The 15269-nt window shown below is 63.9% G+C and carries 18 protein-coding genes; 15 read left to right on the forward strand and 3 right to left on the reverse strand.

Annotated elements, in window-relative coordinates; translation table 11 throughout:
* Positions 1-12 precede the first annotated feature (12 nt).
* The 14 genes from rplC (at position 13) to glmS (ending at position 11727) form a co-directional block, all read left to right on the forward strand.
* Positions 13-669, forward strand: coding sequence for a 50S ribosomal protein L3 (gene rplC, locus H0193_RS10005; protein WP_181889792.1), 657 nt, complete (start codon positions 13-15; stop codon positions 667-669).
* A complete protein-coding gene (rplD, locus tag H0193_RS10010) occupies positions 666-1331 on the forward strand; it encodes a 50S ribosomal protein L4 (RefSeq protein WP_181889793.1) in 666 nt (221 codons plus the stop codon). The genes rplC and rplD overlap by 4 nt, the downstream gene beginning before the upstream one ends.
* Positions 1332-1637, forward strand: a complete 306-nt coding sequence (rplW, locus tag H0193_RS10015; RefSeq protein ID WP_070475003.1) for a 50S ribosomal protein L23 — start codon at positions 1332-1334, stop codon at positions 1635-1637. It begins immediately after the preceding gene.
* A gap of 42 nt (positions 1638-1679) precedes the next feature.
* Positions 1680-2513, forward strand: coding sequence for a 50S ribosomal protein L2 (gene rplB, locus H0193_RS10020; RefSeq protein WP_181889794.1), 834 nt, complete (start codon positions 1680-1682; stop codon positions 2511-2513).
* A gap of 16 nt (positions 2514-2529) precedes the next feature.
* On the forward strand, positions 2530-2805 hold the full coding sequence (gene rpsS, locus H0193_RS10025; protein WP_018017481.1) for a 30S ribosomal protein S19: 276 nt from the start codon (positions 2530-2532) through the stop codon (positions 2803-2805).
* Between the two features lie 3 nt (positions 2806-2808).
* On the forward strand, positions 2809-3168 hold the full coding sequence (rplV, locus tag H0193_RS10030; protein ID WP_070475001.1) for a 50S ribosomal protein L22: 360 nt from the start codon (positions 2809-2811) through the stop codon (positions 3166-3168).
* The gene (gene rpsC, locus H0193_RS10035; protein ID WP_181889795.1) at positions 3168-3911 is read left to right on the forward strand and encodes a 30S ribosomal protein S3; all 744 of its coding nucleotides are present in this window, start codon (positions 3168-3170) and stop codon (positions 3909-3911) included. The genes rplV and rpsC overlap by 1 nt, the downstream gene beginning before the upstream one ends.
* A 3-nt stretch (positions 3912-3914) precedes the next feature.
* On the forward strand, positions 3915-4331 hold the full coding sequence (gene rplP / locus H0193_RS10040) for a 50S ribosomal protein L16 (protein ID WP_181889796.1): 417 nt from the start codon (positions 3915-3917) through the stop codon (positions 4329-4331).
* Entirely contained in the window at positions 4331-4570 is a 240-nt protein-coding gene (gene rpmC, locus H0193_RS10045; protein WP_085956803.1) for a 50S ribosomal protein L29, read from the forward strand. Before rplP ends, rpmC begins: the two co-directional genes overlap by 1 nt.
* Before the next feature lie 2 nt (positions 4571-4572).
* Entirely contained in the window at positions 4573-4857 is a 285-nt protein-coding gene (rpsQ, locus tag H0193_RS10050; RefSeq protein ID WP_181889797.1) for a 30S ribosomal protein S17, read from the forward strand.
* Between the two features lie 360 nt (positions 4858-5217).
* Entirely contained in the window at positions 5218-6858 is a 1641-nt protein-coding gene (gene istA, locus H0193_RS10055; protein ID WP_181889798.1) for an IS21 family transposase, read from the forward strand.
* A 3-nt stretch (positions 6859-6861) separates the two neighbouring features.
* Complete coding sequence (locus tag H0193_RS10060) at positions 6862-7629, forward strand: ATP-binding protein (RefSeq protein WP_070771239.1); 768 nt, start codon at positions 6862-6864, stop codon at positions 7627-7629.
* A gap of 161 nt (positions 7630-7790) precedes the next feature.
* A complete protein-coding gene (locus H0193_RS10065) occupies positions 7791-9758 on the forward strand; it encodes a PhoX family protein (protein WP_181889799.1) in 1968 nt (655 codons plus the stop codon).
* A 103-nt stretch (positions 9759-9861) separates the two neighbouring features.
* Positions 9862-11727 (forward strand): glutamine--fructose-6-phosphate transaminase (isomerizing), encoded by a 1866-nt coding sequence (glmS, locus tag H0193_RS10070; RefSeq protein WP_181889800.1) that lies wholly within the window; start codon positions 9862-9864, stop codon positions 11725-11727.
* Between the two features lie 213 nt (positions 11728-11940).
* Here glmS and H0193_RS10075 read toward each other — a convergent pair whose 3' ends face one another.
* The 3 genes from H0193_RS10075 to H0193_RS10085 form a co-directional block, all read right to left on the reverse strand.
* On the reverse strand, positions 11941-12540 hold the full coding sequence (locus H0193_RS10075) for a Fic/DOC family protein (protein ID WP_236883581.1): 600 nt from the start codon (positions 12538-12540) through the stop codon (positions 11941-11943).
* A gap of 101 nt (positions 12541-12641) precedes the next feature.
* The gene (locus H0193_RS10080) at positions 12642-12863 is read right to left on the reverse strand and encodes an antitoxin VbhA family protein (RefSeq protein WP_181889801.1); all 222 of its coding nucleotides are present in this window, start codon (positions 12861-12863) and stop codon (positions 12642-12644) included.
* A gap of 250 nt (positions 12864-13113) precedes the next feature.
* Positions 13114-13980 carry a carbohydrate kinase family protein gene (locus H0193_RS10085; protein WP_181889802.1) on the reverse strand — a complete coding sequence of 289 codons (867 nt, stop codon included), beginning with the start codon at positions 13978-13980 and terminating at the stop codon, positions 13114-13116.
* 18 nt (positions 13981-13998) lie between these two features.
* Between H0193_RS10085 and H0193_RS10090 the strand changes: the two genes are divergently transcribed.
* Positions 13999-15267, forward strand: coding sequence for a glycoside hydrolase family 32 protein (locus tag H0193_RS10090; protein WP_181889803.1), 1269 nt, complete (start codon positions 13999-14001; stop codon positions 15265-15267).
* Positions 15268-15269: the final 2 nt, after the last annotated feature.

Raw genomic sequence — 15269 nt, forward strand, 5'->3', positions numbered from 1 at the left:
AGAACTAACAACATGTCTGAGAACCAGATCAAGGGCATTCTGGGCAAGAAGCTCGGCATGACCCAGATCTTCGACGAGGACAACCGTGTTATCCCGGTTACCGTCGTCGAAGCTGGGCCGTGCGTGGTCACCCAGATCCGTACCCCTGAGACCGATGGCTACTCCGCCATCCAGATCGCCTACGGCGACATCGATCCCCGTAAGGCAAAGAAGCCACAGGCCGGCCACTTCAAGAAGGCCGGCGTGAACCCGCGCCGTTTCGTCGCCGAGATCCGCATGGAGGACACCTCGGGCTACGAGCTCGGCCAGGAATTCAACGCAACCATCTTCGAGGGCGACACCTACGTGGACGTCGCCGGCACCACCAAGGGCCACGGCTACGCCGGCGCCATGAAGCGCCACGGCTTCGCCGGCCAGGGTGCCGCACACGGTAACCAGGCTGCGCACCGCCGCGTGGGCTCCATCGGCGCCTGCGCAACCCCGGGCCGCGTGTTCAAGGGCACGCGCATGGCAGGCCGCATGGGCGGTAACCGCGTTACCACCCAGAACCTGAAGATCCAACGCATCGACGGCGACAACAACCTCATCCTGATCAAGGGCGCCATCCCGGGCGCAAAGGGTTCCGTTGTCACCGTCAAGACCGCAGTGAAGGGCGGTGCTCACGCATGACGAACCTGACGCTTGACGTCCACACCGCTGACGGAGCCACCAAGGGCTCTGTCGATCTCCCGGCCGAGTTCTTCGACCGCGAGGCTTCCGTGGCGCTGATGCACCAGGTTGTGAACGCACAGCTTGCTGCAGCTCGCCAGGGCACCCACGCGACGAAGACCCGCGGCATGGTTTCCGGCGGCGGCAAGAAGCCGTTCCGCCAGAAGGGCACCGGCCGCGCACGCCAGGGTTCCACCCGTGCGCCGCACTTCACCGGCGGTGGCACCGTGCACGGTCCGCAGCCGCGTTCCTACGCGCAGCGCACCCCGAAGAAGATGATCAAGGCTGCCCTCGCAGGCGCTTTGACCAACCGCGCACAGAACGAGCGCATCCACATCGTGGAGGACCTGGTTCCGGGCCAGACCCCGTCGACCAAGTCCGCCCGCGCTTTCATCGAGCGCCTCACGGACCGCAAGTCGGTTCTGCTGGTGATCGGCCGTGATGACGTGAACTCCCGCCTTTCCGCAAGGAATCTGCCGGGCGTCCACATCATTGAGCCGACCCAGCTGAACGCATACGACGTACTCAACGCTGACGATGTCGTGTTCTCGGTCGAGGCGCTGCACACCTTCGTCAACCGCGGCAAGGAGCTCGCTACCGCCGCTGCGGAGGAGGAGAAGTAAATGGCTAAGATCGCGAACCCGCGCGACATCATCATCGCGCCCGTGCTCTCCGAGAAGAGCTACGGCCTGATGGAGCAGAACACCTACACGTTCTTCGTCGCTCCGTCGGCCAACAAGACCCAGATCAAGATTGCCGTGGAGCAGATCTTCGGCGTCGACGTCGCATCGGTGAACACCGCTAACCGCGAGGGCAAGCGCAAGCGCTCCCGCACCGGCTACGGCCAGCGCAAGGACACCAAGCGCGCCTACGTCACGCTCCGCGAGGGCAGCGACTCCATCGACATCTTCGGAGGTGCGACGGCCTAACGGCTATCGCACAGCGAAGAGGACGATAGAAAAGGAACCATTATGGCTATTCGCAAGTACAAGCCGACAACTCCGGGTCGCCGTGCCAGCTCCGTTTCCGCGTTCGAGGAGATCACTCGCTCGACCCCGGAAAAGTCGCTGCTGCGCCCGCTCCCGAAGAAGGGTGGCCGTAACTCTCACGGCCACATCACCACCCGTCACCGCGGCGGCGGCCACAAGCGCCGTTACCGCGTGATCGACTTCCGCCGCTCCGACAAGGACGGCGTGCTGGCAAAGGTCGCTCACATCGAGTACGACCCGAACCGCACCGCAAACATTGCGCTGCTGCACTACTACGACGGCGAGAAGCGCTACATCATCGCGCCGAAGGGCCTGACCCAGGGCACCGTCGTCGAGGCTGGTCCGAACGCCGACATCAAGGTCGGCAACAACCTGCCGCTGCGCAACATCCCGACCGGTACGACCATCCACGCTGTGGAGCTCAAGCCGGGTGCTGGTGCCAAGCTCGCCCGCTCCGCCGGTGCGTCCATCCAGCTGCTGGGTAAGGAAGGCAACTACGCAGTCCTGCGTATGCCGTCTTCCGAGATCCGTCGCGTGGACATCCGCTGCCGCGCCACCATCGGTGAGGTCGGCAACGCCGACCAGATCAACATCCGCTGGGGCAAGGCCGGCCGCATGCGCTGGAAGGGCTGGCGCCCGACCGTGCGTGGTGTGGTCATGAACCCGGTCGACCACCCGCACGGTGGTGGCGAGGGCAAGACCTCGGGTGGCCGCCACCCGGTGTCGCCGTGGGGCCAGAAGGAAGGCCGCACCCGCAACCCGAACCGTTATTCCAACAACATGATCGTGCGGCGCCGCCGCTCGAAGAAGCGCTAAGAGGAGGTAAACAGACATGCCACGTAGCCTGAAGAAAGGCCCGTTCGTCGACGAGCACCTCCTCAACAAGGTGGACGCTCAGAACGAGGCTGGCACCAAGCAGGTCATCAAGACCTGGTCGCGCCGTTCGACCATTCTCCCCGATTTCATCGGTCACACCTTCGCCGTCCACGACGGCCGCAAGCACGTGCCGGTGTTCGTCGACGAGTCCATGGTCGGCCACAAGCTCGGCGAGTTTGCACCGACCAAGACCTTCAAGGGTCACGTCAAGGAACAGAAGGGACGTCGATAAGCAATGGCTGACACCATCACCACTGCATCCGCGACGGCCAAGTTTGTCCGCGTCTCGCCGATGAAGGCCCGCCGCGTGCTGGCACTCGTCCGCGGCAAGGACGTTGCCGAGGCCCTCGCGATCCTGAAGTACGCACCGCAGGGTGCTGCCAAGGACGTTGCGAAGGTTGTCGCCTCCGCAGCGGCCAACGCTGAGAACAACTTCGGCCTGGACCCGCGCACGCTCGTCATCTCCGAGTGCTACGCAAACGAGGGCCCGACCATGCGCCGCTACCAGCCGCGCGCCCAGGGCCGCGCCTTCCAGATCCGGAAGCGCACCTCCCACATCACCGTTGTTGTCGAGTCCAAGGAAGGGGCCAAGTAATGGGCCAGAAGATTCACCCGCACGGCCTGCGCCTGGGTATCACTTCCGACTGGAAGTCCCACTGGTACGCCGACAAGAACTACGCTGACTACGTTGCGGAGGACATCAAGGTCCGCGAGTACCTCGAGAAGAACCTCGAGCGCGCCGGCATCTCCGACATCGTCATCGAGCGCACCCGCGACCGCGTGCGTGTGGACATCCACACCGCTCGTCCGGGCATCGTCATCGGCCGCCGCGGCGCTGAGGCAGACCGCATCCGTCGCGAGCTGGAGAAGCTCACCGGCAAGATGGTCGCGCTGAACATCATCGAGGTCAAGAACATCGATGCCGACGCAACCCTGGTTGCACAGTCCATCGCTGAGCAGCTGGTAAACCGTGTCGCGTTCCGTCGCGCCATGCGTAAGGCCATCCAGTCCGCGATGCGCAACCCGCAGGTCAAGGGCATCAAGGTTATGACGTCCGGCCGTCTCGGCGGCGCGGAAATGTCCCGTGTCGAGCGCTACCACGAGGGTCGCGTTCCGCTGCACACCCTGCGTGCAGAGATCGATTACGGCACGGCAGAAGCACACACCACCTTTGGCGTCATCGGCGTCAAGGTGTGGATCTACAAGGGCGACGTCGTGGGCGGTGTCCGCGAGTCCGAGCTCAACGCTCCGAAGAACGAGCGCGGTGGCCGTGGCGACCGTCGCCCGCGCCGCGGCGGCCAGCGTCGCCAGCGTGCAGAGCAGAAGAAGGAGGGCTAATTCATGCTCATCCCTAAGCGCGTGAAGTACCGCCGTCAGCACCGTCCGCACCGCACGGGCGTGTCCAAGGGCGGCAACAAGATCACCTTCGGCGACTACGGCCTGCAGGCGCTCGAGCCGGCGTACATCACCAACCGCCAGATCGAGTCCGCACGTATCGCCATCAACCGCCACGTCAAGCGTGGTGGCAAGGTGTGGATCAACATCTTCCCGGATCGTCCGTTGACCCAGAAGCCGCTCGGCGTGCGTATGGGTTCCGGTAAGGGCCCGGTGGAGAAGTGGGTGGCCAACGTCAAGCCTGGCCGCATTCTTTTCGAAATGTCCTACCCGAACGAGGAGACTGCAATCGAGGCTCTGCGCCGCGCTGGCGCGAAGCTGCCGTGCAAGGTCCGCGTGATTAAGAAGGAGGACCAGTTCTAATGGCAACCGGTACCCCCGCATCTGAGTTCCGCGAGCTCAACGACGATGAGCTGCGCACCCGTCTGACCGAGGCGAAGGAAGAGCTGTTCAACCTGCGCTTCCAGCTCGCGACCGGCCAGCTCACCAACAACCGCCGCATCTCCACCGTGAAGCGCGACATCGCTCGCATCTACACGGTGCTGCGCGAGCGCGAGCTCGGCCTGTCCGTTGTCCCGGAGTCCACGGGAGCTGAGGCATAACCATGAGTGAGGCAAACGTGACTGAGAACACCAAGGTCAAGGCAGTGCAGAAGCGTCGTCGTGGCTACGTTGTGTCCGACAAGATGGACAAGACGATCGTCGTCGAGGTTGAGGACCGCAAGTCCCACGCCCTGTACGGCAAGATCGTGCGTACCACCACCCGCGTGAAGGCACACGACGAGGAGAACACCGCCGGCATCGGCGACCTCGTCCTCATCGAGGAGACGCGTCCGCTGTCCAAGGACAAGCACTTCCGTCTCGTCGACATCATCGAGAAGGCTCGCTAAGAGCACCTAGCTTTTCGACGTCGTACCCGTCCAACCTCGTGTTGGGCGGGTATTTTCGTGTGTTTGACAACTGTTCACCCGGATTTCGGCGCTCATTTACTCGTGTTGAGTAACTTCTTCCAGGCCAAACTCTGTATACGTTTCCTGGGAGAACTCATGCCTATCAAGGGTATTAACCTGCTGTTCCAGTCCAAGCGCTCGTCTTTGACCTGTACCTACAAGTGTTGTTACGCGGTCGTATCTAGTAACACCGTGGTGAGTATCGAGTAACGCATTGGTGAGCATCCAGTAACAGTCCGGGGGAGGATTCTGGTGACCGCGTGACTTCAGGGCACGCGGCGTTACCAGAGGAGTCTGATTGTGACTGACTACCGGGCGGTAATGGATCAAGTGCTCAAAGGCTGGTCTGTCCGCCAAATCTGTTCGAGTCTGCGGTGCTCGCACACCACGGTGCAAAAAGCACGCGATGCGCTGGTGGAACACAACATCACAACCCGTGAGCAACTTCGTGGGGTTGCGGATCATGAGCTGGTGGACTGGTTCGTCGACGGGCGCAGCCATGCTCAGGGCGATTTCGTCCCGATCGATTTCGACGCTGTCGCCAAGGCACGCACCGGGCGCAACAAGGTGACCCTGCAGGTACTGTGGGGCCGCTACACCGCACAGCCTGCGGACCCAGGCCAGCGGTATTACAGCTACGAGCGGTTTCGCCAGCTTGTGGCCCAACACGTTGATGCAGCTGGGCTGACCGCCAGGATCACCCATGCCCCAGGCCATACGATGCAGGTGGACTGGGCAGGCACAAAGATGCGGCTGTGTGACCCCACCGGCGGGCAAGGATCGAAGGTCAGTATCTTTGTCGCCTCGCTGCCGTATTCAGGCATGGTGTTCGCCTGCGCGTGCGCGGATGAGCGCCAGGACGCATGGCTTGCAGCTCATATCCGCGCGTTTGAGTACTTCGGCGGGGTTGCCGAGGTCATCGTGCCAGATAACGCCTCGACAGCCTCGAACGCGATTAGTGCCGCGGACAAAAATCGTCGGGTCAACTCCACCTACGAGGAGTTTTTGGAGCACTACAACACCGCCGCATTGCCGGCTCGGGCGAAACGACCCAAAGACAAGGCCAGCGTCGAAGCCGCAGTCAAGATCGTCACCCAAAACGTCATCCACGCACTCGATGGCCACCAGTGCGTTGGGATAGACGAGCTCAACGCGAAAATCACCGCCCTGGTCGATGGGATCAACGCTGCCACGCCGTTTCGCGGCAATGCGACGAGCAGACGCGCATTGTTTGATCAGTTCGAACGCGACGTGCTCACCGCGCTGCCTGCAACACCGTGGCAGCGCACCGAATGGAAACGCGCCAAAGTCGCACCCAATTTCCACATCAGAGTGCACAACGCGCATTACTCGGTACCGCACCAGCTGGTGGGCCGCACCGTGGATGTGCGCATCACCGGTGACAGTCTCGCCGTCTTCGACGCCGGGCAGCGTGTGGCCAGACACCAACTCGCGCGTGCCCGCGGGGTGTATGTCACCGACACCGACCACATACCGGCGAACCTGGGTGATACCCGTGGGTTGTGGACAAGTGAGTACTTCCTGCGCGAAGCCTCCAAGATCGGGCCGGCCACACGCCAGGTGATTGCCGAGCTCATCGAAGCTAAAGCGATCCCTGCCCAGGCGTACCAAGCGTGCCGCAACGTGCTCAACATGGGCAAACACGCCAACAAGCCAATCCTCGAAGATGCCTGCAGGCGGTTGGTGTCCACCGACGGCGCCAGGCGTGCTGTGTCGTATACCGCGGTGAAAAACATGATGGCCGCCGTGCGCAAAGACACCTCCACACGACCTACAGGTGCTGACCTGCCAATCGATCAATTAACCGGCAGACCCGCTGACGGTGCGCCTGCCCCGTCAGCGCGTGACACCCGCGGCGCCTACCTCGGTGGTGCTGCCCAGTTCAGCCTCGAAAACCTCACCAAGAAAGGATCTGCATAACCCATGCCCCACCCGCAACCAGCATCATCATCCGCCCGCTTCCTCGACGAATCAGTCCTGCCGATCTTTACCGATCTACGCATGACCGCCTTCGGACAAAGCGTCATCGACATCGCCGCCGATCCCGCATTCGACGACTGGAGCTTCTCCGACAAAGTGCTCTACGCACTCGATAAAGAGGTAGCGGCCAAGCGTGAGAGGCGAGTCAACAAACTGCTCAAAGCATCCCGATCGCCAAATCCCGATGCTTGTATCGAAGACATCACCTACACGCCCGGCCGCACCATTAACAAAGAGCAAATCACCCGACTCGCTCACTGCCAATGGTGCCAAAGCGCACAAAACATTGTCATCCTGGGCAAATCCTCCGTCGGCAAAACCTACCTCGCCCAAGCACTACTCACCGCGGCGTGCAGAAATGACTACTCCGCACGCTTCTTCCGCACCGACACACTCGCCAACCACCTCGCCGTGCTCAAACACGACGACCCAGCCCGCATCACGTTCCTCGAAGACCTACACAACACAGACGTGTTAGTCCTCGACGACTTCCTCACCACCCCAATCGATGCCGCCACCGCACACCAACTGCTCAATATCCTCGCAGAACGCGAACCCCGCGGATCGACCATCGTGACATCCCAGTTCACACCCGACGAGTGGTACAAATCCATCCCCGACGCCGTCATCGCCGAGTCAATACTCAACCGACTCGTCGCCGGCGCCGAAATCATCACACTCGAAGGCACCAACATGCGACTGACCCAATAACCCCCGCTACCAACCTAAACGCCCGGGTGTTACTCGATACTCACCCGGGCGTTACCCGAAACTCACCACACCGTTACTAAACACGTGGTCTAAACAAGTGCGGCAACGCGTGTGCTGGCGATTGCACCAACGAGTCCGACAACCCGTACTTCGGCGACCTGATGTCCCGCCGCGGCGTGCTGAAGGCATTCGGTGCTGGCACCGTGACCCTCGGCGGCGGCGCACTGCTCGCCGCCTGCGGCGTCGACGAGGATGTGGCGGAAACCACCGAATCCGCGACGGCCACCTCCACCAGCACCGAGGTCGCGAAGGCTGAGATCAAGCCGGCTGCTGGCATGCGTTTCGACGGCGTGCAGCCGAACGAGAAGGACGAGGTTGTCGTCCCGGCGGGCTACGACACCTCTGTGCTGATCGCCTGGGGCGACCCGGTGTACGAGGACGCGCCTGAGTTCGACCCGAACAACCAGACCGCCGCAGCTGCAGCCCGCCAGTTCGGCTTCAACAACGACTTCGCCGGCCTGATGGAGCACCCGACCGACAAGAACCGCATGCTCTACGTCTGCTCCCACGAGTACTCCACTGAACCGCAGATGCTGCCGAACTACGATCCGGAGAACCCGACGGACGAGCAGATCAATATCGGCATTGCCAGCCACGGCCACACCGTCCTCGAGGTGTCCAAGGACCCCAAGACCGGTGAGCTCAAGCGCGAGTTCGGCCCGCTGAACCGCCGCATCACTGGCGAGACCGAGTTCAAGATCGTCGGGCCGGCTGCCGGCCACGACCTGCTCAAGACCTCCGCCGATCCGACCGGCACCACGGTCTTCGGCACCTTCAACAACTGCTCCGGCGGTGTGACCCCGTGGGGCACCTTCCTTTCTGGCGAGGAGAACATCGACCAGTACTGGGCCAACGCCGCCGCCGTCACCGGTGAGCGCCCGGCCGCGGACGTGAAGCGCTTCGGCGTGTCCGAGAACGCGTCGCAGCGCAAGTGGGAGCGCCTGCACGACCGCTTCGACCTGGCGAAGGAGCCGAACGAGTTTAACCGCTTCGGCTACCTGGTTGAGATCAACCCGTACGATCCGGAGTCCGTCCCGGTCAAGCACACCGCCCTGGGCCGTTTCAAGCACGAGGCCGGCAACGTCCACGTCACCGAGGACGGCACCGTGGTGTGCTACTCCGGCGACGACGCGCGCTTCGAGTACATCTACAAGTTCGTCTCCTCCAAGAAGGTCAAGGAGGGCGACATCGCCCACAACATGGCAATCCTCGACGAGGGCACCCTCTACGTCGCCAACCTCGAAGGTAACTCCGAGGCCGGCGAGATCACCGGCGACGGCGACCTGCCCAAGGACGGCGACTTTGACGGCACCGGCAAGTGGATCCCGCTGCTGACCGCCCATGCCGACGGCACCGCCGAGTCCCACGTGGACGGCTTCACCGGCGAAGAGGTGGCCATCTACCCCCGCCTCGCCGCAGACGAGGTCGGCGCCACGAAGATGGACCGCCCGGAGGACTTCGAGGTCAACCCGGTCAACGGCAAGCTCTACGTCGCGCTGACCAACAACAGCTACCGCGGCGCCACCGGCGAGAACGCCAAGAAGAGCAAGGAAGACGTCACCGAGTACGCGCCGATCCGCGAGAACAAGAACGGCCTGGTCATGGAGATCGAGGACGACTACGCAGGCACCGAGTTCAAGTGGAACCTGCTGCTCGTCTGCGGCGACCCGAACGCCGCGTCGACCTACTTCGGCGGCTTCCCCAAGGAGCAAGTGTCCCCGATTTCCTGCCCGGACAACGTCGCGTTCGACTCCCACGGCAACCTGTGGATCTCCACCGACGGCAACGCGCTCGGCACTAACGACGGCCTGTACGCCGTCGGCCTCGAGGGTGAGAACCGCGGCCAGGTGCTGTGCTTCCTCACCGTGCCGTACGCCGCTGAGACCTGCGGCCCGATCGTCACCGACGAGCTGGTCCTGGTCAACGTCCAGCACCCGGGCGAGGAGGACGATGCCACCTTTGAAAAGCCCGCGTCCCACTGGCCCGACGGTGGCAACTCCGTTCCGCGCCCGGCCGTTGCTCAGGTGTTCCGCACCGACGGCCAGAAGATCGGCATGGAGAAGGCTTAAACGCTAGGTGTCTTTTGCTCGAACCCGCCGCTGTCCACACTCGTGGCCCGTGGCGGGTTTTCCACTTTCTACAGACAACTAAACTGGAGTAAAATTTTTCCCCATGTGTGGAATCGTTGGATACGTAGGCGCCGGCACCGCTGAGCGCGACGCGAAAAATGTCATTGTCGAGGGACTGCGCCGCCTCGAATACCGCGGATACGACTCCGCCGGTGTCGCGGTTGCCAACAACGGCGTCATCGAGTGCCGCAAGAAGGCCGGCAAAGTTGCAGACCTGGAAGCCGAAATCTCGGACAACCCAATTGCGGCTTCCAAGCTCGGCATCGGGCACACCCGCTGGGCAACCCACGGCGGACCGACCGATGCAAACGCCCACCCGCACGTCGTCGGCGACGGCCGCATGGCTGTGGTCCACAACGGCATCATCGAGAACTTTTCGGCGTTGAAGGCGGAGCTCGTCGATAAGGGCTACCGCTTCGTCTCCGAGACCGACACCGAGGTCGCTGGCACCCTGCTGCTGGACATCTACGACAAGGAAGCAGACGGCGACCTCACCCGCGCGATGCAGCTGACCGCGCAGCGCCTCGAAGGCGCCTTCACCCTGCTGGCGATCCACGCAGACCACCCGGACCGCATCGTCGCAGCGCGCTGGAACTCCCCGCTGGTCATCGGCGTCGGCGAGAACGAAAACTTCCTCAGCTCCGACGTCGCCGGCTTCATCGAATTCACCCGCGACGCCGTGGAGATGGACAACGGCCAGATTGTCACCCTGACCGCCGAGGGCTACGAGGTCTGCGACTTCGACGGCAACCCCGCCGAAGCCAAGCCGTTCACCGTTGAATGGGACGTCACCGCCGCGGAAAAGGGCGGCTTCAACTCCTTCATGGAAAAGGAGATCCACGACCAGCCCACCGCCGTCCGCGACACCCTCTACGGACGCTTCGACGAACAGGGCAAGCTCATCCTCGACGAGCTGCGCATCGACGAATCCGTGCTGCGCTCCATCAACAAAATCATCATCGTGGCCTGCGGCACCGCCTCCTACGCGGGCCAGGTGGCGCGCTACGCCATCGAACACTGGTGCCGCATCCCGACGGAGGTGGAGCTCGCCCACGAGTTCCGCTACCGCGACCCGATCGTCAACGAGCGCACCCTCGTGGTCGCCGTGTCCCAGTCTGGCGAAACCATGGACACGCTCATGGCCGTGCGCCACGCCCGCGAGCAGGGCGCGAAGGTGATCGCCATCTGCAACACCGTCGGTTCCTCCATCCCGCGCGAGGCAGACGCGTCGCTGTACACCTACGCCGGTCCGGAGATCGCCGTGGCGTCGACGAAGGCGTTCATCTCCCAGATCGTGGCCGCATACCTGCTCGCCCTGTACCTGGCTCAGGTGCGCGGCAACAAGTACGCCGACGAGATCCGCCAGATCGTGGACGAGCTGCAGGAAATGCCGGACAAGATCCAGCAGGTGCTGGACAACGAAGGCCAGGTCAAGCAGCTGGGCCAGGACATGTCGGACGCGAAGTCCGTGCTGTTCCTAGGCCGCCACGTCGGCTTCCCAGTCGCCCTCGAAGGCGCGCTGAAGCTCAAGGAGGTGGCCTACCTGCACTCCGAGGGCTTCGCCGCCGGCGAGCTCAAGCACGGCCCGATCGCGCTCGTGGAGGAAGGCCAACCGGTGTTCATCATCGTGCCGTCCAAGCGCTCCCGCAATAACCTGCACGCCAAGGTCGTCTCCAACATCCAGGAGGTCCGCGCCCGCGGTGCGGTGACCATCGTGATCGCGGAAGACGGCGACACGGACGTGGAGGCCTACGCCGACCACATCATCCGCATCCCGCAGTCCGCCGGCCTGATGCAGCCGCTGTTGTCCACCATCCCGCTGCAGATCTTCGCCTCCTCCGTGGCGGAGGCCCGCGGCCTGAACGTGGACCAGCCGCGCAACCTGGCTAAGTCCGTGACGGTGGAGTAGGGTTTGCCGCGCTTTCCTGGCGTCGGGCTCGGGCGGTTTCGTCTGGGCCCGGCGCCGTTCTTGTGCCGGTTTCGCGGATCGTCTAGCAGCGCATAGAGGAGTGCTAGACGATCATTTGTTGGGCGCGGCGTTTGCCCAGGTGATGTTGGAAATAGTTGTCGTTAGCAGCGTGATCGTATAGCAGCGGTAGCGAGCCGCTAGACGATCCGGGCCTCAGTGGGATTCGGGAGACCACGCCGCGCCGGGGTGCGCGCGGCGGAACTCCATCATCCGGTGGAAGACCTCAGCTGCGCCTGCTCTTTGGCCCTGCGTCTCGCTGAGCGCGCCACTGCCGTCGGGGAGATCTGTCGGGGCGAACACGCCAGGGCGCAGTACTTGAGCGAGAAAAGAGGGATCGGCAGTTGCAGCGCCGACGTATCGGGCAGCGTGTGCCTGGGTGGCGTCGATACGCGTCCAGTCCACCGCCCAACCTGCAGCGCGCAGCATCTGATCGAAGAAGTACCGCTGTGTGCGGGAGTTGCCGTCGCGGAACGGGTGCACGATTGTGAGCTCGCTCCAGTGATCTGTGACGGTCCGCACCGCAGACTCGATTTCTGACGACGAAGGCGGCAACTTCGCGATGCGGCTCATGACCCGGTCAAGCTCAGTGTCGACGTACTGCGCCCGGCACATGGCCATTCCCATTGCGCCGACCTCCTCGGTGCGGATCTCGCCGGCCCACGGGTAGATGTCTTGCATCAGGTAGTGGTGGGTGCGCAGGAGTGATTCGCGGGTGAACTCGGTGAGGGGAGGGCCGAGCTCGAGCTCACCCAACCGTTGCGTAGCAAGGCTCCCAGCGATGCGTTCTAGCTGCGCGGGATCTGAAATCCCAAACAGGTTATCGGGTGCTTCCCGGCTCTGTCGGGCCACGATGCTTAGGCCACGCCGGCGATACGTCGGCGCAGTTCGTGTGCGCGTGGCGAATCGCCCAGCCCCTCGCGCTCCAAGACAAGCAATACTGCCTCGTCGGCGGAGACCTCGCTACGGAATTGCCGTCTTAGCAGCGCTTCGTCCTCGGCTGATAGGGGTTGCCCCGCCATGACCATGGAGGCGTTCACGGCGGCAACCTTTTGGTCTTCACTGCGCGGGTCGGTCATGGTGCAGCATTTTACCTGTTCAGGAGTAGAAGCGGAACCCTGCGGATCTGCTAGCTCCGCTTTGGACGGCACTAGCAGATCAACTGTCCAAGTTTTTGTTTGTGCAGGTGATGTTGAAAGGCGTTGTCGGTAAGAGCGTGATCTGCTAGTTACCTGGAAGAGGGCGGGGCGGGGAACTAGCAGATCCGCGCGCCGGGGGGTGAGAAGACGGTGCCAGACCGGAACCCCACAGACCCGCGCAGATCCGCGCCTACACCAGCTCGTGCAGATACGGCGTGTCGGCGCCGGTGCGGGAAACGGTGATGGCGGCGGCGCGGGCGGCGAAGTCCAGGATCTCGCGCCACTCGTCCGCGCCCAGCGCCAACAGCGCGGAACGGTCGAGGCCGCGGGCGTCGAACTGGTGCACCAGCGCGGCCATGATGGTGTCGCCGGCGCCGATGGTGTCCGCGACCTCCACGGTGGGGGCCTGCACTTCGCAAACGCCGAACGGTGCACGGACACGGATGCCTTCGCCGCCGAGGGTGGTCACCACGACGGGCACGTGTGAGGTGTCGCCGAGGAATTCGACTTCCTCGTCGGAAAGCTTCAACACCGTGACCGATTCCAAGAGACCGCGCAGGAACAGGCGGTGTTTCTCCGAGGAAAACGCGGGCCGTAGGTTGGGATCCAGGCACACGATCGCGCCGTTGTCGGCGCTGACTCGCGCGGCCTCTGCGTAGCGCAGCGAGCCGGGTTCCAGGGCCAGGGACAACGTGCCGAACACTGCGTAGCCGCTCTCCACCGGCACCGGTTGGGCGAGCCGGTCCGCGGTGCCGTTGACGTAGAAGGTGTAGGAGGCGGAGCCGTCGTCACGCAATGCGGTCCCTGCGAGGGTGGTGGGCTCGCTGCCGCTGGGGCATTTCGAGAGGTCGACGCCTTCGTCGATGAGTGATTGCCGCAGCGCCGCGCCGTACGCGTCGGATGAGAGGCGCGACTGGAACGCCACAGGAGAGCCGAAGCGCCCGAGCGCGCGGGCCACGTTGAACGGGCCGCCGCCGAGCGCCGGGGTGAGCGGCGCGAGCGGGCCGGGGGCGGACGGCACGAGGTCGACCAGGGCTTCGCCGTACACGGTGATCATGCGTCATAGAATAAACACATGTCGTACCGGCCGAAACACCACCTCACCGCGCCTCAGGGCAGGCTCAACGACCCTAACGGGATGATGTTGCTCGGCGATGAGCTGCATGTGTTCTACCAGCACGACCCGTCCTTTCCCGCCCAGCCCAAACGCACCGGCTGGGGGCATGCCGTGACCACGTTGGGCTCAGGCGTGTGGCGGCACTTCCCGGACGCGCTCTACCCGGGCGTGTCGTACGACGAGAACGGCTGCTACTCCGGCTCTGGCGTGGTGCACGACGGCCAGATTCGCCTGTTTTACACCGGCAACGTCAAACGCGACGGAAAGCGGCTGACCAGCCAGAACATCGTGGACGTGGGCGGCATCGAGGGCCCGATGGGCGGAACCTACCGCCGCCGCGGCACCAATCCCGCGATCGATGGCCCCGCGGACGGCTACACCGCGCACTACCGCGACCCGCACGTCACCCAGGCGCCGGACGGCACGTGGCGGATGGTGCTTGGCGCCCAGCGCGAAAACGGCACCGGCGCCGCTGTGCTCTACACCTCCGACGACCTGGACAGGTGGCAATTCGCCGGCGAGATCGAGTTCGCGGGCCTGAACTACAACGTCGCCTCGGCCTACATGTGGGAGTGTCCAAACCTGCTGCGGATGCACGATCAGGCCACGGGCGAGATGCGCGACGTTTTCGTGTTTTGCCCGCAGTTTCCGGATTCGGACGAGTGCGGGTACGTCGTCGGCAAACTTGAAGGCCTGCGGTTCGAGGTCGAGCGGGATTTCACGCCGCTGGATTTCGGCTCTGAGTTCTACGCGCCACAGCTCATCAGCGACAACAACGGCGGCGCGCTCATGCTCGGCTGGATGGGGCTGCCCGCGCGCGACGACACCCCCAGCTTCCCCGCGGAGGGGTGGGTGCATCAGCTCACGCTGGTCAGGGAGCTTTCGCTTATCGACGGCCACCTAGCCACCGCCCTGCAGATCCCGGACGCCCACGACATGCTGGTCGAGCGGGTAGCGCTGGGGGACGCCCCCTGGGCGGCGGATCTCGTCGCGGAGGGGGATCACGTGTGCGCCACGGTGACCTGGCAGCCGGACGGCGCAGGGCGCGGCACAGTGTTCGTCGACGTGGCAGGCCGCATCCGGTGGGCCGAGTGCGCCGCGGGTGAGCTGGTGCTTACCGCGGACGGCGCGGCGGTGGAGTGCACCGCGGGCGACGGGGAAGTCGCGTTTTCTTTTGCCGTCTTTGCTCCCGGTGGGGCGCAGTGGTCGGCGCTGACACCTCAATAGGA

The sequence above is a fragment of the Corynebacterium haematomassiliense genome (assembly GCF_013978595.1).
GTDB classification, from domain to species: domain Bacteria; phylum Actinomycetota; class Actinomycetes; order Mycobacteriales; family Mycobacteriaceae; genus Corynebacterium; species Corynebacterium lehmanniae.